Annotated in this window: 23 protein-coding genes; 16 read left to right on the forward strand and 7 right to left on the reverse strand. The window is 71.4% G+C overall.

Features of this window, described 5'->3' with window-relative positions:
• The first annotated feature begins 27 nt into the window (after positions 1 to 27).
• The 4 genes from ACIBW6_RS02485 (at position 28) to ACIBW6_RS02500 (ending at position 3190) form a co-directional block, all read left to right on the forward strand.
• On the forward strand, positions 28 to 897 hold the full coding sequence (locus ACIBW6_RS02485; protein WP_399055708.1) for a SigB/SigF/SigG family RNA polymerase sigma factor: 870 nt from the start codon (positions 28 to 30) through the stop codon (positions 895 to 897).
• 148 nt (positions 898 to 1045) lie between these two features.
• Positions 1046 to 1600, forward strand: coding sequence for a Dps family protein (locus tag ACIBW6_RS02490; protein ID WP_399055710.1), 555 nt, complete (start codon positions 1046 to 1048; stop codon positions 1598 to 1600).
• A gap of 280 nt (positions 1601 to 1880) precedes the next feature.
• On the forward strand, positions 1881 to 2801 hold the full coding sequence (locus ACIBW6_RS02495) for a Rieske 2Fe-2S domain-containing protein (RefSeq protein WP_399055712.1): 921 nt from the start codon (positions 1881 to 1883) through the stop codon (positions 2799 to 2801).
• 14 nt (positions 2802 to 2815) lie between these two features.
• Complete coding sequence (locus tag ACIBW6_RS02500) at positions 2816 to 3190, forward strand: VOC family protein (protein ID WP_399055714.1); 375 nt, start codon at positions 2816 to 2818, stop codon at positions 3188 to 3190.
• Positions 3191 to 3249: 59 nt separating this feature from the next.
• On the opposite strand, the gene ACIBW6_RS02505 is transcribed toward ACIBW6_RS02500, so the two are convergent.
• Both ACIBW6_RS02505 and ACIBW6_RS02510 read right to left on the reverse strand, forming a co-directional pair.
• The gene (locus ACIBW6_RS02505) at positions 3250 to 5208 is read right to left on the reverse strand and encodes an acyl-CoA dehydrogenase (protein WP_399055716.1); all 1959 of its coding nucleotides are present in this window, start codon (positions 5206 to 5208) and stop codon (positions 3250 to 3252) included.
• A gap of 38 nt (positions 5209 to 5246) precedes the next feature.
• Entirely contained in the window at positions 5247 to 5663 is a 417-nt protein-coding gene (locus ACIBW6_RS02510) for an STAS domain-containing protein (RefSeq protein WP_399055718.1), read from the reverse strand.
• A gap of 229 nt (positions 5664 to 5892) precedes the next feature.
• Here ACIBW6_RS02510 and ACIBW6_RS02515 point away from each other — a divergent pair, with 229 nt between their 5' ends.
• Positions 5893 to 6300 (forward strand): ATP-binding protein, encoded by a 408-nt coding sequence (locus ACIBW6_RS02515; protein ID WP_399055720.1) that lies wholly within the window; start codon positions 5893 to 5895, stop codon positions 6298 to 6300.
• 25 nt (positions 6301 to 6325) lie between these two features.
• Here ACIBW6_RS02515 and ACIBW6_RS02520 read toward each other — a convergent pair whose 3' ends face one another.
• From ACIBW6_RS02520 to ACIBW6_RS02540, 5 genes are all read right to left on the reverse strand, one after another.
• On the reverse strand, positions 6326 to 6559 hold the full coding sequence (locus ACIBW6_RS02520) for a DUF5133 domain-containing protein (protein ID WP_399055723.1): 234 nt from the start codon (positions 6557 to 6559) through the stop codon (positions 6326 to 6328).
• Positions 6560 to 6660: 101 nt separating this feature from the next.
• Positions 6661 to 6861 carry a hypothetical protein gene (locus ACIBW6_RS02525; RefSeq protein ID WP_399055725.1) on the reverse strand — a complete coding sequence of 67 codons (201 nt, stop codon included), beginning with the start codon at positions 6859 to 6861 and terminating at the stop codon, positions 6661 to 6663.
• A 189-nt stretch (positions 6862 to 7050) separates the two neighbouring features.
• Positions 7051 to 7230 carry a hypothetical protein gene (locus ACIBW6_RS02530; RefSeq protein WP_399055727.1) on the reverse strand — a complete coding sequence of 60 codons (180 nt, stop codon included), beginning with the start codon at positions 7228 to 7230 and terminating at the stop codon, positions 7051 to 7053.
• A gap of 70 nt (positions 7231 to 7300) precedes the next feature.
• Positions 7301 to 8368, reverse strand: a complete 1068-nt coding sequence (locus ACIBW6_RS02535) for a YihY/virulence factor BrkB family protein (RefSeq protein ID WP_399055729.1) — start codon at positions 8366 to 8368, stop codon at positions 7301 to 7303.
• A 41-nt stretch (positions 8369 to 8409) separates the two neighbouring features.
• Entirely contained in the window at positions 8410 to 9255 is an 846-nt protein-coding gene (locus ACIBW6_RS02540) for a restriction endonuclease (protein ID WP_399055731.1), read from the reverse strand.
• 307 nt (positions 9256 to 9562) lie between these two features.
• Here ACIBW6_RS02540 and gvpO point away from each other — a divergent pair, with 307 nt between their 5' ends.
• The 11 genes from gvpO (at position 9563) to ACIBW6_RS02595 (ending at position 16359) form a co-directional block, all read left to right on the forward strand.
• Positions 9563 to 9961, forward strand: a complete 399-nt coding sequence (gvpO, locus tag ACIBW6_RS02545; protein ID WP_399055733.1) for a gas vesicle protein GvpO — start codon at positions 9563 to 9565, stop codon at positions 9959 to 9961.
• A 114-nt stretch (positions 9962 to 10075) separates the two neighbouring features.
• Positions 10076 to 10501, forward strand: coding sequence for a gas vesicle structural protein GvpA (locus tag ACIBW6_RS02550; RefSeq protein ID WP_399055735.1), 426 nt, complete (start codon positions 10076 to 10078; stop codon positions 10499 to 10501).
• Positions 10498 to 11241, forward strand: coding sequence for a GvpL/GvpF family gas vesicle protein (locus ACIBW6_RS02555; RefSeq protein WP_399055737.1), 744 nt, complete (start codon positions 10498 to 10500; stop codon positions 11239 to 11241). The genes ACIBW6_RS02550 and ACIBW6_RS02555 overlap by 4 nt, the downstream gene beginning before the upstream one ends.
• 7 nt (positions 11242 to 11248) lie before the next feature.
• Positions 11249 to 11494, forward strand: a complete 246-nt coding sequence (locus ACIBW6_RS02560; RefSeq protein WP_356495691.1) for a gas vesicle protein GvpG — start codon at positions 11249 to 11251, stop codon at positions 11492 to 11494.
• A gap of 79 nt (positions 11495 to 11573) precedes the next feature.
• Positions 11574 to 12200: a DNA primase gene (locus tag ACIBW6_RS02565; RefSeq protein ID WP_399055740.1), complete on the forward strand. Its 627-nt coding sequence runs from the start codon at positions 11574 to 11576 to the stop codon at positions 12198 to 12200.
• Positions 12193 to 13443, forward strand: coding sequence for an SRPBCC family protein (locus tag ACIBW6_RS02570; protein WP_399055743.1), 1251 nt, complete (start codon positions 12193 to 12195; stop codon positions 13441 to 13443). The genes ACIBW6_RS02565 and ACIBW6_RS02570 overlap by 8 nt, the downstream gene beginning before the upstream one ends.
• The gene (locus ACIBW6_RS02575) at positions 13443 to 13808 is read left to right on the forward strand and encodes a gas vesicle protein (RefSeq protein ID WP_399055745.1); all 366 of its coding nucleotides are present in this window, start codon (positions 13443 to 13445) and stop codon (positions 13806 to 13808) included. Before ACIBW6_RS02570 ends, ACIBW6_RS02575 begins: the two co-directional genes overlap by 1 nt.
• The gene (locus ACIBW6_RS02580) at positions 13801 to 14634 is read left to right on the forward strand and encodes a GvpL/GvpF family gas vesicle protein (protein ID WP_399055747.1); all 834 of its coding nucleotides are present in this window, start codon (positions 13801 to 13803) and stop codon (positions 14632 to 14634) included. Before ACIBW6_RS02575 ends, ACIBW6_RS02580 begins: the two co-directional genes overlap by 8 nt.
• Positions 14631 to 14819, forward strand: a complete 189-nt coding sequence (locus ACIBW6_RS02585) for a gas vesicle protein (RefSeq protein WP_399055749.1) — start codon at positions 14631 to 14633, stop codon at positions 14817 to 14819. Before ACIBW6_RS02580 ends, ACIBW6_RS02585 begins: the two co-directional genes overlap by 4 nt.
• Positions 14820 to 14971: 152 nt before the next feature.
• Positions 14972 to 15196 carry a gas vesicle protein K gene (locus tag ACIBW6_RS02590; RefSeq protein WP_399056396.1) on the forward strand — a complete coding sequence of 75 codons (225 nt, stop codon included), beginning with the start codon at positions 14972 to 14974 and terminating at the stop codon, positions 15194 to 15196.
• A gap of 125 nt (positions 15197 to 15321) precedes the next feature.
• Entirely contained in the window at positions 15322 to 16359 is a 1038-nt protein-coding gene (locus ACIBW6_RS02595) for a YihY/virulence factor BrkB family protein (protein WP_399055751.1), read from the forward strand.
• The last annotated feature ends 129 nt before the right edge of the window (positions 16360 to 16488 follow it).

Raw genomic sequence — 16488 nt, forward strand, 5'->3', positions numbered from 1 at the left:
CCGAGAAGAATGAGAAGGGGCGGACACATGATGACCGTGACGGCGCAGGACCGGACCCAGGCACCGGCTCCACAGGCGGAGCAGGACCTGATCGAGCGCGCCTATGCGGACCCGGCTTCGCTCGCGCCGAAGGACGCGCGGGAGGTCGGCAGGCGGTTCTTCGACCGGCTCACCCAGCTGGAGGAGGGCACGCACGAGTACCAGTACGTGCGCAACTGCCTGATCGAGATGAACCTGTCGTTGGTGCGGTACGCGGCCTCGCGCTTCCGGCACCGCGGCCAGCAGGAGATGGAGGACATCATCCAGGTCGGCACGATCGGCCTGATCAAGGCGATCGACCGGTTCGAGCTGACCCGTGAGGTCGAGTTCACCTCGTTCGCCGTCCCCTACATCACCGGCGAGATCAAGCGGTTCTTCCGTGACACCTCCTGGGCCGTGCACGTCCCGCGCCGCCTGCAGGAAGCCCGCCTCGAACTGTCCCGGGCCACCGAGGAGCTGCGGACCCGGCTCGGCCGCTCGCCCTCCACCGCGGAGCTGGCCGAGCTGATGCAGCTGGACCCGGCCGAGGTGGCCCAGGCGCAGATGGCGTCGAACGGGTACAACAGCGTCTCGCTCGACGCCGCCGTGAGCGGCAAGGACGACGAGGCCGACACGATCCTCGCCGACTTCATCGGCTTCGACGAGGGCCGCTTCGAGCTGGTGGAGAACTTCCACTCGCTGGCCCCGCTCATCGCGGACCTCGACGACCGCGAGCGCAGGATCATCCACCTGCGCTTCGTCGAGGAGCGGACCCAGCAGCAGATCGCCGACGAGCTGGGGTACTCGCAGATGCACGTGTCCCGGCTGATCACGCGCGTGCTGGGCAAGCTGCGCGCCGGTCTGCTGACGACCGACTGACCTCACCCCCGGCTCGGCTGCCGCCCCCGGTCCGTCTCGGACCGGGGGCGGAGCACTTTCCTCAAGATGTGGGGTACAGGCGCCGATACGGGGTACCGAGACGTGGTACCGAAAACAATGCAAAGCGGTACGAGACAGGAGGATTACGTTGACTTCCAAGGCCACCACCCCGCGCTACACCGTCCCCGGCCTCACGGTGAAGGACGCCGCCACGGTCATCGAGGCGCTGCAGGAGCGACTGCACGCCTACAACGACCTCCACCTGACGCTGAAGCACGTGCACTGGAACGTGGTCGGCCCGCACTTCATCGCGGTGCACGAGATGATCGACCCGCAGGTCGACAGCGTCCGGGACATGGCCGACGACGTCGCCGAGCGGCTGGCCGCCCTGGGCGGGGTCGCGCAGGGCACGCCCGGCGCCCTGGTCGCGGCCCGCAAGTGGGAGGACTACAGCGTCGGCCGCGCCGACGCCATCGCGCACCTCGGCGCCCTGGACATCGTCTACACCGGCCTCGTCGAGGACCTGCGCGCCTCGATCAAGACGGTCGGCGAGATCGACCCGGCCACCGAGGACCTGCTGATCGGCCAGCTGCGCGACCTGGAGCAGTTCCAGTGGTTCGTCCGCGCCCACCTGGAGACCGCAGGCGGCACGCTGACCACCGCCGACGCCACCACGGAGGCGGAGGCCGCCAAGAAGGCGTGATGCCGCGCGCGGCTGATCCGCCCGCACGGCCGGCCCGGCCCGCGACGTGCGGACGCCGGCCCGGCCGCCGCGAGCACAGAAGGGGGCGCGACCGCTCGGTGGTCGCGCCCCCTTCTGTGCTGGCCCCGGTGGGCGGCACCGATCCCGTGCCCGCCCCGGTGGGCGGGCCGCCGTGCCGCCGACGACCGGCGGGCGCGTGCTGGGCCGTTGCGGGGAAACCCCGCGCCCGCGCCGCCGGGATGCCCGATCCGTTCCGCCCTCACCAGGAGAATCGCCAGCCATGACCATCGCTTCCGGCGCGCAGTCGCCGACCGCCCGCGTGCGCGCGCTCGTCCCCCGTCTGCTGCGCTCCGCCCTCGACGCACTCGAACGGGTGGAGAACGACGAGGCCCTCGACCGGGTCGCGACGCCCGTGCAGAAGGCGGTCCGGGCGCTGCCGCTCGGTGGCCTGCGCGACGTGCTCCACGGCCGCCAGCTCGGCCACCCCCTCCACCCGGTCCTCGTCCAGGTGCCGATGGGCGCCTGGATCTCCTCGGCCGTCCTGGACTTCGTGCCCGGCGCGCGCCGCCCGGCCCGGCTCCTCGTCGGCCTGGGCACCCTGGCCGCGCTGCCGGCCGCGCTGGCCGGCTGGGCCGACTGGGCGGAACAGCACGAACAGCAGAAGCGCACCGGACTGGTGCACGCCGGCGCCAACATCGCCGCGGTCTCGCTCTACGGCGCCTCGTTCGTGGTGCGCGGGCGCCGCCCGCTGCTCGGCCGCGCCCTCGGGCTCGGCGGCCTGGCCGGTGCGAGCGTCGGCGGCTTCATCGGCGGCCACCTCGCCTACCGGCAGGCGGCGGGGGCCAACAAGGCCGAGCCGGTGCCCCACCTCATCGACCCCGGCTGGCACCGGCTCGGTCCGCTCGACGAGCTGACGCCCGGCAAGCCGGTGCGCCGGATGCTGGGCGAAGTGCCCGTCGTTGCGGTGCGCGGCGCGGACGGCACGGTCGACGTGCTGGCCGACCGGTGCAGCCATCTGGCGGGCCCGCTGTCGGAAGGGGACGTCGAGGACGGCTGCGTGACCTGCCCCTGGCACGGCAGTGTGTTCCGGCTCGCCGACGGTTCCGTGGTGAAGGGCCCGGCGACCGCGCCGCAGCCGTGCTTCGAGACCCGGATCGACGCGGACGGCACGGTCGCCGTCTGTCTGCCCGGAGCGGGCTGAGCGGAGGGAAAGCCATGCGGATCGACTGCTTCGTCATCGACGCCGCCGACCCGGAGCGGCTGGCCGCCTTCTGGTCGCGGCTGCTCGGCATGCCGGTCGACAAGCGCATCGGGCCGTACGTGTTCCTGCGCCGCGAGGACGGCCCGGGTCTGGGCTTCCAGTGCACCGACGCGCCCAAGGCGGGCAAGAACCGGCTCCATCTCGACGTCGCCGCGGCCGACCCCGCCGCCGAACAGGCCCGGATCGAGGCGCTGGGCGGCCGCCGGCTCCCGGCGTACGACGCCGGCGGGTTCCTGGTGATGGCGGACCCCGAGGACAACGAGTTCTGCGTCATCCCCGAGGGCCCGGTCGGGCTGGACGAGGACGGACGGGCCCACTACCTGGACTGAGCACGGGGGCGGTGCGCCCGCCCCCGTCACGGCACCGGCCGGACCGCTCCCGGCCGGTCTCAGCCCACCAGGTCAGGTGCCCGCAGCATCTCCGGCGGGATGCCCCAGGCGTCGACGAGATCCCCGGCCAGCGGCCGGACCTTGCGGCAGAGGTCGTTCACCTCGCGGCTGATCGCCTTGGACCGCCGCACGGACAGCCGGCCGTGCTCCATGAACCAGGCGCGGTCCGCCTCGATCGTGGACAGCGCGAACAGGTCGCACAGCAGGCCGAGCGCCACCTTGTTGTCGCCGTCGGGCAGGGCGCGCACCTTCTCGACGAACGCCTCCAGGACCAGCCGCTCGACATGGGCGTGGGCCACCGCGATGACGTGGTCCTGCACCTGTGAGAAGACCGCGCCGGGGCCGCCCTGCTGGTCGACGCCGCGCTTGAGCCTGCGGGCCGCACCGGCGAGCATGTGCTCCTCGCGGAAGCGGAGCATGGCGAGGTGGTACTCGGAGTCGAGGAGGCCCGCCTCCTGGTCCCACTCGTCGCCGCCGGGCAGCAGGTCCCGTACCCGTTCGAGAAGTTTGTGGGCGGACGTCTTCTCGATGACCGTCTCCACGGCGAGACCGGTGACGAACCGGACCATGTCCAGCTGGTCCATGTCCCCGAACTCGCTCGCGTACCCCGTGAGCAGGCCTTTCGCCACGAGCTGGAGCAGCACGTGGTTGTCGCCCTCGAACGTGGTGAAGATGTCGCTGTCGGCCTTGAGCGCGGCGAACCGGTTGACGGCCAGATAGCCCGCGCCGCCGCACGCCTCACGGCACTCCTGGATCACCCGGGTGGCGTGCCAGGTGCCGAGCGCCTTGGTCCCCGCGGCCCGCGACTCCAGCTCCCGCCGGCTATGCTCGTCGTCCTTGACGCCGGAGAACACCTCGTGCAGCTGGGTGCGGACGACGTCCTGGGCGAAGTGCAGCGCGTAGGTGCGGGCGAGCAGCGGCAGCAGCCGGCGCTGGTGCAGGCCGTAGTCGAGGAGCACCTGTTCCTCGGCGTCGGAGTCGGCCTTGAACTGGCGGCGCCGCCCGGCGTACTTCGTGGCGACGGCGAGCGCGACCTTCGCGGCGTTGATCGCCCCGCCGCCCACGCTGACCCGGCCCTGGACGAGGGTGCCGAGCATGGTGAAGAAGCGGCGGTTGGGGTGGTCGATCGGGCTGGTGTACTCGCCCTCGGGGGTGACGTCGGCGAACTTGTTGAGCAGCGCCTCGCGCGGCACGCGGACGCCGTCGAACCAGATGCGGCCGTTGTCCACGCCGTTCAGGCCCATCTTGCGGCCGTCGTCCTCGATCCGGACGCCCGGCGCCGGCCTCCCGTCGACCCGCAGCGGGACGACGAAGGCGTGCACCCCCTCCGTCCTGCCGCCCACTTCCAGCTGCGCGAAGACGACGGCCAGCTGCGCATGGCGCGCGGCGTTGCCGATGTAGTCCTTGCGGGCCTCGTCGCCACCGGTGGTGATGACGAACTCCTGGCTCTCCGCGTCGTACCGGGCGACCGTGCCGAGGGCCTGCACGTTCGAGCCGTGGCCGGTCTCCGTCATCGCGAAGCAGCCGAGCAGCTTGCCGGTGATCAGGTCCGGGAGGTAGGCGTCGTGGTGGCGCTCGGTGCCCAGCTGCAGGATGGCGCCGCCGAACAGCCCGAACTGCACACCGACCTTGACCAGGACCGACAGGTCCCCGTAGGCGAGGGTCTCGAAGGCGGCGATCGAGGCGCCGACGGAGCCGCCGCCGCCGTACTTCTTCGGGAAGCCCATCCCCGTCTGACCGGTCGCCGCCATCTCGATGACGATCTCGCGCACGCGTTCGCGGTACGCGTCGACGCCGAGTTCCTCGGCTTCCTCCAGTACGGAGGCGTACCGCGTCAGGTTGGTGCGGACCAGGTCGCGGAGGTCGGCGTACTCGCCGTCGAGCACCTCGGTGAGAGCCGGGACGTCGACGACGGGCTGCACGTAACCGCTCGGGGGCGGGGCGATTTCGGTGGACATGACGCTCTGTTACCCGTCCGTAGGACGATCAAGCCGGGTCAGGAGCCGGGCTCGGCCGACCGGGTGGCGGCGTCGGCGTCGGCGTCGGCGGCGAGGAGCGTCCCGATCCGCCGCAGCGCCTCGTCCCGGGTGCCGGCCAGGCCCAGCACGTCGGTGACGCCGGTGATGTCGAAGAGCCGCCGCACGGAGCCGCCCTCGGTGACGGCCAGCACGAAGGGCCGCCGCGCCTGGTCGTGCTCCGCCTTCGCCCGCAGGATCAGGTTGAGCAGGGTGCTGTCGGCGAAGCTCAGCTCGCCGAGGTCCAGCAGGGTGGCGACGGTGTCGACGTCGGTCAGCGCGCGCCGGAAGACGGCGGTGACCTCGTCTCCGTCCTCGAGGTCGATGTCGTGGCGCAACATGACGACCGCCACCCGCTCCTGCTGGGTGAGTTCGATGTTCTCGCTGTCACTAGCCATGCCCCGACCCTGTCATATGCCCAGGCCGCTCAGGAACGCAACGGCTGTGTTCTTTCCCTCCCGCATTCTCGGAGAAACAGCAGGTCGAGGCGGTTTTTCACGGGTGTGAACGCGGGTCGGGCGAGACACCTGTCCGCGCGGGTGTGCGGATAGCAGCGCTGGGAAAGCGAAACGAAAGCGACGACGAAGTGCAGTGTTTGCACGTGTACAGAGAGAGGATCACGTCTTGATGAGTGTTCCCGGGACACCCGCTTCGGAGCGCACCACCTGTGCGCAGGCGCGGGCGGAAGTCAGCTGGGTCCTCCTGGAGGTGTGCTGCGGCCTTCCGCTGCCCGAGGCGCGCCGGCTGCACGACGACGCCCTGCTGGTCGCCACCGAGCTGACGTCCAACGCGATCCGTCACGCGGGCGGGACGACCGGCTTCGACGCGGGACTCCAGGGCGACACCCTGTGGGTGCGGGTGAGCGACGGCAGTCCGCGCGTACCGCACCGGACACCGTCGCGGCCGAGCGTGCCGGGCGGCTTCGGATGGATGGTGATCCAGCGGCTCAGTTCGTACGTCTCCGTCGAGGTCGGCCCGCGTGGCAAGACGATCACCGCGGAACTGGACCTGCGGACGCACCCGAGCCCCGCATGAGCCGGGTGCGCCCGCGGGCTCGTGGTCAGGCGGCGGGGGACTCGTCGCCGGAGCGGGCCGCGGCGGCGCGCTCCAGGACTCCGTCCGCGGCCATCAGGGCGTCCCGCACGGTCCGCGTCCCGGTGCTGACACACAGCTGGTAGCTGACGTCGTCGAGCTGTTGGCGCAGTTCCTGGGTCGGCCGCTCCGAGAAGCGCAGCTGCACGTCGGCGTAGCGGCTCAGCAGGGTCCGGATGAACATCGGATCGGCGTTGCGCACGAGACCATTCCTGTTCTGTTGTCCTGGACGATCGACGGAACATCAACTGCCCCGGTTCCGCACGGACATGCCTGCCCGCGACGCGGCCGGAGCCCGCCGGGTCAGGCCGCGCTGCTGTGCGAGGGACGCGCCGCGCACAGGATCTCGTGCTCGGCGCTGCGCGAGACGAACCACGCGGAGCAGCAGGCCGTGTCGAGCTCGGCGTCGGAGCCGCCGAAGGCCGCCAGGGCCTCGGCGTCGGCTCCTCGGCACAGTCGTGCCTGTCGCACGGCGCTGCTGCTGCGGTGGTGGCGGACTGTCATCTGCGTTCCTCGCTGATCGGCTGGTCGGACGCCGTCCGGTACGGCTCCTCCCGGTTGCCCCGGATGCGGCGTCCGATGCCAGTGATCAAAACCACGTCCGCCGCGGCCGGTGTCAGTGATCAGGGTCACGTCTGTGGCGCCGGTACCCGTGATCAGGGACCCGTCTGCGGCGTCCGGCGCGCGAGCGCATCAGCGGCGCCGCGAGGTCCGGGAGCGGGTCCAGCCGCCCGCGCCCGCCAGATGGAGGGCGAGCGCGGTGAGCCCGAGCAGCATGAGGTTCACCGACGAGAAGACGTCGTTGGTCGAGATGTCCGCTGCGTTGATCAGGAAGGCGATGAAGAAGAGGACGGCGGCGGCGATGGCGAACATGACAACTCCCTTGTGGCGAAAGTGTGTTGACGCCCGTATGCCCCCTCGGGGCGCTGCCACCCGCCTGTTCTCAGGGGTTCTGCCGCACCTGCTCGATGTCCTCCTCGTCCCAGGCGCTGGTGTCCCGGGGCCGGATGAACAGCTCCTCCTGCGTGGGGTGGCCGCCGCTGATCGCGCGCTGCCGGGCGATCTCGGCGTCGAACTCCAGGCCCAGCAGGATCGCCAGACTGCTCAGCCACAGCCACACCAGGAAGACGATGACGCCCGCCATGGTGCCGTACGTCTTGTTGTAGGAGGCGAACCCGGCCGCGTACAGGGTGAAGCCGGCGGACGCCACGAGCCAGACGAACAGCGCGAGGAAGCCGCCCGGGGTGACCCACAGCCAGCCGCGTCCCTTCACGTTGGGGGCGGCCCAGTACAGCAGCGCGATCATCAGCACCAGAAGGACCGCGAGCAGCGGCCACTTGGCCACCGACCAGACGGTGAGCGCGGTGTCGCCCACGCCGAAGACGGAGCCGACGCGCCGCGCGACGCCGCCGGTGAAGACGATCACGAGCGCGCTCAGGGCGGCGAGCAGCATCAGGGCCAGCGTGATGCCGAGGCGCAGCGGCAGGAGCTTCCACAGCGGGCGCCCCTCCGGCACGTGGTAGATCTGGTTCGCCGTCCGCATGAACGCGCCGACGTACCCCGACGCGGACCAGACGGCCAGCACCAGGCCGACCACGGCCATCACCGAGCCGGTGCCGGCCCGGCCCTGCAACTGCTCGACGGCCTGGGTGAGTATCTCCCGCGCCGAACCGGGGGCCAGCGTCTCCACGTTGTCCAGCACCTTCTGCGTCGCGGACTCGCCGACCACGCCGAGCAGCGCCACCAGGACCAGCAGGGCGGGGAAGAGGGAGAGGACCGCGTAGTACGTGAGCGCGGCCGCCCGGTCCGTCAGCTCCTCCTTCTGGAACTCGCGGATGCTGCCCCGCAGCACCTGGCCCCAGGCGTGCCCGGACAGGCCCGCCGGGCTGTCGGGGGCGGCCTTCTCCACTTCGGGGGAGGGGCCGAAGGACGCGTCCGCGTCCGGCCCGGCCGGTGTCCGGTCGTCCGCCTGGTCGTCGTGCTGGTCGAGGTCGCTCCGCTGTTCTGGCATGTCTTCCGCATGTCCGCCGTACGGGGATTCAGACCTGCACGTCATGAGTGCTGCGGCGCCCCGGCCGGGCGCGCGGGCAGCGGCTCGGTCCGCGCAGGCCCCCAGGGCGCGGGGCCCGAGCCCTCGGCCCAGGCGGTGAGCTCCTCCCCGTCGACGCAGCGGATGCCGCACGCCTGCGCGTACTCCTCGGCGGGCGCGGTGTACGCGCTGGTGGTGACCACGACCGCGAGCTGCGCGCCGTGCACCGTCCAGCAGGTGCCGCCGAAGCGCTGGAGGTCCTGCGAGCCGACCTTGTTCGTGGGCCCGTACTGCTTGCACTGCACGACGACGCGGCGCCCGTCGGGCGCGGTCGCGAGGACGTCGGCGCCGAGGTCGCCCGCGCCGCCCACGACCTCGACGTCCGTGCAGCCGTCCCGCACGCACAGGTCGGCCACCGCCGCCTCGAACCCGTCCGGGTCGAGGTCGCTGAACGCGGGCGCCGGTTCCGGCAGTTCCGCGGTGAGTCCGTCGTGCGCCGGGGCGGGAGCCGGCACCAGGCGCACGGTGTCCCGGTCCTGGACGGCCGCCCTGGGCACGGCGACGTCGGCGGTGCGCACCGCGTCGAGCAGTTCGCGGTCGGCCTGGGCCATCCCCGCGCGGGCCGCGCGGCGCAGCTCGCGGGCGCGGGGCATGGCGCGGAAGAGGACGTAGAGCACGGGCAGGGCGAGCAGCGCGCCCAGCACGGCGGTGAGCGGGTGCGCGCCGGCCCAGTCGGCGAAGCGCAGGAAGAGCAGGACGGCGGCGCAGAGCACGGCGCCGATGAGCCCGAGGGCGACGAGTGGTCCCGACACCGCGTGCGCGGCCTGGGGGTGGCCGGCGGCGGCGCTTCTGGTTCTGCGTATCGGCACTGGGTCTCCCGCGCGTCGTCATGGATCCGTCTGAGCGACCTCTGCCCCGACCGGCGTATTCCATGATCAACAAATTGCGCGGGGTGCGGTATGTGCCGTACGGGGTCACGGAGTTGAGTGGGCGTCACCTGTCTCCGGCCGGAGCGGGGGAGTGGCGGCCGCCGGGTCGGGAGACGTAACACGGCCGCGGCGGGGCATTCGTTCGCGGAAGCCGGGGCCGCGACCCACACCCGGCGGGCGGTCAGAAAATCGCGAGAACTGTGAAGGTTTGGCCAGGGATTCAAGGGCACGCGGGGAGGAGATCGATATGACCAACACATCTGAAGCCACAGACGACGAGTCCGACGACACATCGAGGGAACCCGCGAAGAAGAGGGAGCCCGCCAAGAAGGGGAGCAGCGGTACCCGCAAGCGGGCGGCGCCCAGGAGCGCGCCGCGCACGCGCCTCCGTCCGACCGAGGCGATCCGCGAGGCGAAGGAGCAGCTGACGGAACTGACCGGCAAATCGGTCGATTCCGTCTCCTCCTTCCGAGCCACCGACGACGACGGCTGGCTGCTGGAGGTGGAGGTCCTGGAGCTGTCCAGGGTCCCCGACACGATGAGCCTGCTCGCCAGCTACGAGGTCGCGCTCGACCACGAGGGCATGCTCACCGGCTACCGGCGCCTCAGGCGGTACGAGCGAGGCCGCTCCGACGAGCGTCACTGACCGGCCGTCGCCGACCGGCCCCCCACCGAAGGGCCGCGCCCGGCGCGCACGCGCCGCCGCGGCGGACGGCCGGCGAACGGCTCCCCGAAGGCGAACGACAGGGAGGAACAGCACATGACAGTCGCAACGACCCAGCAGGGCGGCGGAGGCGGCGGGACCAGTGGTCTCTACGACGTCCTCGAACTGGTCCTCGACCGAGGCCTGGTGATCGACGCGTTTGTCCGCGTCTCGCTGGTCGGCATCGAGATCCTGAAGATCGACATCCGTGTCGTGGTCGCCAGCGTCGACACGTATCTGCGCTTCGCGGAGGCGTGCAACCGCCTCGACCTGGAGACCGGCAGCAAGAAGCCGTCGGGCCTGACGGACATCATCGGCGACACGATGGAGTCCGGCGCCCACGGCAAGACCAAGGGCGCGCTCTCCGGCGCGGCGGAGACCATATCGGACGCGTTCTCGCAGGCCCGTGGAGAGAGCCAGAGCGAGTCCCGCCCGCGTCAGCGCCGCACCTCGACCAGCCGCCGTAAGGAGGAGCAGGAGTGAGCACGTACGTCTACGGCATCGCGGATGCCGACCACCCGAGCCTGCCCGACGGCATGGAGGGCATCGGAAGCCCGGCCCTGCCGGTGCGGGTCGTCAAGGGCGGCGGCCTCGCCGCGATCGTGAGCGACGCCCCCGAGAACCTGCGGCCCAAGCGGCGCGACCTCCTCGCCCACCAGAACGTCCTGTCCGAGGCCGGCGGTGGTGGCACCGTCCTGCCGATGCGCTTCGGCAGCGTCGCGCAGGACGACGCGGCGGTCGCGGCCGCCCTGGAGGAGCGGGTCGACCACTACCAGGAGCGCCTTGCCGCCCTGCGTGACCGCGTGGAGTACAACGTCAAGGTCCAGCACGACGAAGAGGCCGTGCTGCGCACCGTGATGGCGGAGAACGACGACGTGCGCGCCCTCGCCGTGCGTAACCGCGACTCCGGCGGCGGCAGCCACGAGGACAAGCTCCGGCTGGGCGAGGCCGTCGCCAAGGCCGTGCAGGCGCGTGAGGCGCAGGACGCCGAGACGGTCCGTACGACGCTGGAGCCGCAGGCCGACGACGTCAGCGCGGGGCCCGGGAGCACCGGCTGGATCGCCAACCTCTCCTTCCTCGTCGACCGCGGCTCCTCGGAGCGGCTGCTCGGCGCGATCGAGGAGATCCGGCAGGCCTCTCCCCACCTCGTCCTACGGGTCAACGGCCCGCTGCCGCCCTACAGCTTCGTGGAGGCGGCCCCGACGGCCTCCACCACGGGGTGAGGCCCCCATGGGGCTGCTGAGCGAGGTGCTGCTGCTTCCGCTGGCGCCGGTCCGGGGCTCCATGTGGGTCCTCGACCAGGTCGTCGCGGAAGCGGAGAAGCAGTACTACGACCCCTCGGCCATCCAGGCCCAACTGGCCGCCCTGGAGAAGCAGTTGGAAGCGGGCGAGATCGACGAGGAGACCTTCGACCGGATGGAGGACGAACTCCTCGACCGGCTTGAGGCCACCCGGAACAGACAGACAGGCGCGTGACGCCGGAACAGCTCTTGGCGTGTGACGCCGGAACAGCTCTAGGCGCGTGCAGCGGATACGTGCAGGAACGGATGACACCATGAACCGAACAGCAGTCGGCCTGGCGGTAGGAGCCGGGTACGTCCTGGGGCGTACCAAGAAGATGAAGCTGGCCTTCGCCGTCGGCACCATGGTCGCCGGCAAGAAGTTGCAGCTGAGCCCCAAGGCCGTCGTGGACCTGGTCCGCACCCAGCTGGACAAGAACCCGCAGTTCCAAGAGCTCGGCGGACAGCTGCGCGACGACTTCCGGGGCGTCGGCAAGGCGGCGACCGGTGCCATCCTCGAACGGCAGATGGAGGGTCTGGCCAACAAGCTGAGCAGCAGCACGGCCGGTGTGCGGGACCGCCTCCAGGGCGGTGGTCGTCCCACCGACGACCATGACGACCACGTCGACCGCGCCAACGACGGTGAGGACGGCGGGGAAGCGGCCGACCGGGACGACGAGGACAGGCAGGCGCGCAACGACGACGAGGGCGACAACCGCCCGGCGCCGCGCAAGCGGGCGCCCGCCAAGAAGTCCGCCCCGGGCGGGCGGCGCACCGGGGAGCAGGGCACCCGGGCCCGTAAGAGCGCCGCCAAGAAGACGTCCAGCGGGGCGAAGAAGGCCACCGGGACCGCCCGGCGGACCCCGCGCAGTGGCGCGAAGGGGGGACAGGACCATGGCTGAGCTGCCCAAGGCGAACCCGCTGAAGGACCTCGCCAAGAGCCAGGCGGCGGACCGCCTGAAGAGTGAGGCGCAGGACTACCTCGCGGCCCAGGCCACGAACCTGCTGACCGGGGTCGGCCGCAAGCTGGGCCAGGCCACCACCAAGCTCAACGGCATAGCCGACGGCAGCAGCCCGGGCTTCGGCAAGATGGCCCTCGAAGGCGGCCGCAAGCTCGCCGAGGGCAAGGGGCCGCTCCGCGCGGCCGTCGAGTCCGGCGCGGGCCACCTGAAGGACAACGTGGTCGACGGGGTGAAGGGGCTGTTCGGCAAGGGCGGCAAGGGCAAGTCCAAGTCCGGCGCCGGCAAGAAGCCGACCGTCATCCTGGAGAGCATCGACGTCGGCGTGGACGTGCGCACCGCCTACGACCAGTGGACGCAGTACCAGGAGTTCTCGACCTTCGCGCGCGGCGTGAAGAACGCCAACCGCGCGGACGACGTCACCTCCGACTGGCAGATGAAGATCTTCTGGTCCAGCCGCAGCTGGAAGGCGCACACCACGGAACAGGTGCCTGACCAGCGGATCAGCTGGAGCTCCGAAGGGGCGAAGGGCACCACGAAGGGTGTCATCACCTTCCATGAGCTGGGCGACAACCTCACCCGGGTCCTGCTCGTCATCGAGTACTACCCGAAGGGCCTCTTCGAGAAGACCGGCAACATCTGGCGGGCCCAGGGCCGGCGCGCCCGGCTCGACCTGAAGCACTTCGCGCGCTTCATCTCGATGAAGGGCGAGGCGACCGACGGCTGGCGCGGGGAGATCCGCGACGGCGAGGTGGTCCGCAGCCACGAGGACGCCGTGGCGGAGGAGGAAGAGGAGCGCTCGCAGGACCAGAGCGAGGAGTCCGCCGAGGACGAGTCGGGCGAGGACGAGTCGGGTGAGGACGCGTACGAGGACGAGGCTGACGAGGCGGACGAGGCCTACGACGACGAGGCGGACGACGAGGCCGACGACCGGCCCGAGGACGCCGAGGACGGCGAGTACCTCGACGACGACGAGGCCGAGGAAGCCGAGGAAGAGGACGAGCCCGAGGCCCGCACCGACGAGGACGAGGACGTCGAGTACGCCGACGAGGACGAGCCCGAGGACGCCGAGTACGTCGAGGATGAGGACGTCCCGGCGGACGAGGCCGACGAGGGCTACGACGAGGCCGAGGAGGCCGACGAGCCCGAGCGTGAGCGTGAACACGCGCCCGCGCGGAGCCGCTGATGAGCACCGCCAGCGGGTTCCCCGACTCCCCCCTGGGCGGGGGGAGTTCGGGGGCGAACCTCGCCGACATCCTGGAGCGGGTCCTCGACAAGGGCATCGTGATCGCGGGTGACATCCGCATCAATCTGCTCGACATCGAACTGCTCACCATCAAGCTGCGCCTCATCGTCGCCTCGATCGACAAGGCGAAGGAGATGGGCATCGACTGGTGGGAGGACGACCCGTCCCTGTCCTCCGGCGCCCGGCGCAAGGAACTCGCGCGTGAGAACGCCGAGTTGCGGGAGCGCCTCGCCGCACTGGAAGGCGGCGGCACCACCTCCGAGGCGCTTGAGGCGCCCCGCGAGAAGGAGTCGCGTCATGACTGAACTGCGGTACGTCTACGCGGTCTGCGACGCCCTGGACGCCCCGCTCGCGGCGGAGCCGGCCGGTGTCGGGGGCGCCACGCCCCGCCGGATCGACCACGCGGGCCTGACCGCGGTCGTCAGCGAGGTGCCCGCCGGGCAGTTCTCCGAGGGCGCCCTGCGCCGGAACCTGGAGAACCTCGACTGGCTCGCCGGCACGGCCCGCGCCCACCAGGACGTCATCGCCGCGCTCGCCGCGGTCACCAGCCCGCTGCCGCTGCGGCTGGCCACCGTGTTCCGCGACGACGACGGCGTCCGCGCCATGCTGGAGGAGCAGCAGGAGCGCTTCCGCACGTCGCTGGCGCGGATCGCGGACCGGGTCGAGTGGGGCGTCAAGGTCTTCGTCGAGGACCAGCCGGCGCAGTCCGCTCCCACGCCGGGCGCCGAGCAGCGCGAGCGCGTCTCCGCGCAGTCGCTCGGCGCCGGCTCCGGCCGCGACTACCTGCGCCGCCGCCGGGCCGAGCGGGAGGGCCGCGACCAGGTCTGGCGCCAGGCGGAGACCTTCGCGCAGAGCCTGCACGACCGGCTCTGCGCAGGCAGCGCGGAGACCCGCATCCATCCGCCGCAGAACCCGGAACTGGCGAAGAGCTCAGGGCGCAACGTGCTCAACGGCGCGTATCTGGTGGACCGTTCGGCGTCGGAGGCCTTCGTGGAACTCGTCGACGCGACCAAGGACGGACAGCCCGGCCTGCGGGTGGAGCTGACCGGGCCCTGGGCCGCGTACTCCTTCTCCGCGCCGCCGGAGGAGCGCGAGGACGCGGCGAGCCCCGCGGTGGGTGACGCGTCATGACCGTCATCGAACGGCGTGAGGTGGCCCTCGTGGACCTCCTGGACCGGCTGCTCGCCGGGGGAGTGGTCCTCGCGGGCGACGTCACGCTGCGCATCGCGGACGTGGATCTGGTCCGGATCGACCTGAACGCCCTGATCAGCTCCGTCAACGAGAACGTCCCCTCTCCGTTCGAGGACCTGATGTGAGCACGCACGACGACACGCACCAGAGCGGCGCGCAACCGGAGCACACCGGCCGGGACACCTGCTCGGCCTGTGGCGGCCACGCCGCCGCGCCCCAGGTCGAGAAGGGGCGCGGCCGCATCCAGATCGAGCCCGACACGGTCGAGCGGGACCTGATGAAGCTGGTCCTGACCATCGTCGAACTGCTGCGGCAGCTGATGGAGCGCCAGGCGCTGCGCCGGTTCGACACCGGCGACCTGTCGGAGGAACAGGAGGACCGCATCGGCCTCACGCTGATGCTCCTGGAGGACCGGATGGCGGAGCTGCGCGAGCGCTACGACCTCGCGCCCGAGGACCTCAACATCGACCTCGGGCCGCTGGGGCCGCTCCTGCCGCGCTGAGACCGGCCACCGCATCGGCCCCCGCGGCCCCGCAGGCACCCTCCTGCGCGGCCGCGGGGGCCGATGCGCGTCGAGTTCACCCGATCGGCGTGCTTGTTCGCGGGCCGGCGGGTTACCCGCTGTCCATGGGCAAGCGAACAGAACTTGGAGACGACCACGACGAGCGGCCCGACGCCGACCGGTTCGGCCCGGACGAGCAGGTCGAGCGGCGGGCCCCGGACACCCCGACCGAGCTGCCGAAGCGGTCGTGGAAAGCGGTGCTCAAGGGCAGCCTGAAGGAGTTCCAGGACGACGAGCTGACCGACCGCGCCGCCGCCCTGACCTACTACGGGGTGCTGTCGCTCTTCCCGGCGCTCCTTGTCCTGGTCTCCCTCCTCGGCATCACGGGCAAGTCCACCTCCGACAAGGTGCTGGACAATCTGCAGCAGGTGGCGCCCGGTTCGGTGCGCGACATCATCACGCAGGCCGTGAAGCAGTTGCAGGGCACCGGGGGCACCGGCTCGGTGGTCGCGATCGTCGGCCTGGTGCTGGCGGTGTGGTCGGCCTCCGGCTACGTGGCGGCGTTCATCCGCTCGGCCAACGCCGTCTACGACATGCCCGAGGGGCGCCCCGTGTGGAAGGTCCTGCCGATCCGGGTGGGCGTGACGGTGGTCCTGATGATCCTCGCGGTGGCCAGTTCCCTGATCGTGGTCTTCACCGGCGGTCTGGCCCGGCAGGCCGGGGACATGCTGGGCATCGGGGACAGCGCGCTGACGGTCTGGTCGATCGCCAAGTGGCCGGTCCTGGTCGTGCTGGTCACCAGCATGATCGCGATCCTCTACTGGGCCACGCCGAACGCCAAGGTCAAGGGATTCCGGTGGATCACGCCGGGCAGCCTGCTCGCGCTGGTGGTCTGGCTGCTGGCCTCCTTGGGCTTCGCGTTCTACGTCGCCAACTTCGCCTCGTACAACAAGACCTACGGGACGATGGCCGGCGTCATCGTCTTCCTCGTCTGGCTGTGGGTGAGCAACCTGGCCATCCTGCTGGGCCTGGAGTTCGACGCCGAGACCGTCCGCCAGCGCGCCATCGCCGGCGGCCACCCGCCCGAGGCCGAGCCCTACACCGAGCCCCGCGACACCCGCGCCTGGGACGAGCAGGACAAGCGCCGCCTGGGCGAGAACTGACGGCGACGGCACGGGCACGGCACGGGACATCCGGACCGAAGAGGACACAACGCCCCGGTCCTTTTGGATCAACCTCCAAGATCCATAGGTAAGTTCAACTGGCATCTTTCACGGCCGGGCGGCGGCGAC

Source organism: Streptomyces sp. NPDC049813 (assembly GCF_044465085.1).
GTDB lineage: Bacteria > Actinomycetota > Actinomycetes > Streptomycetales > Streptomycetaceae > Streptomyces.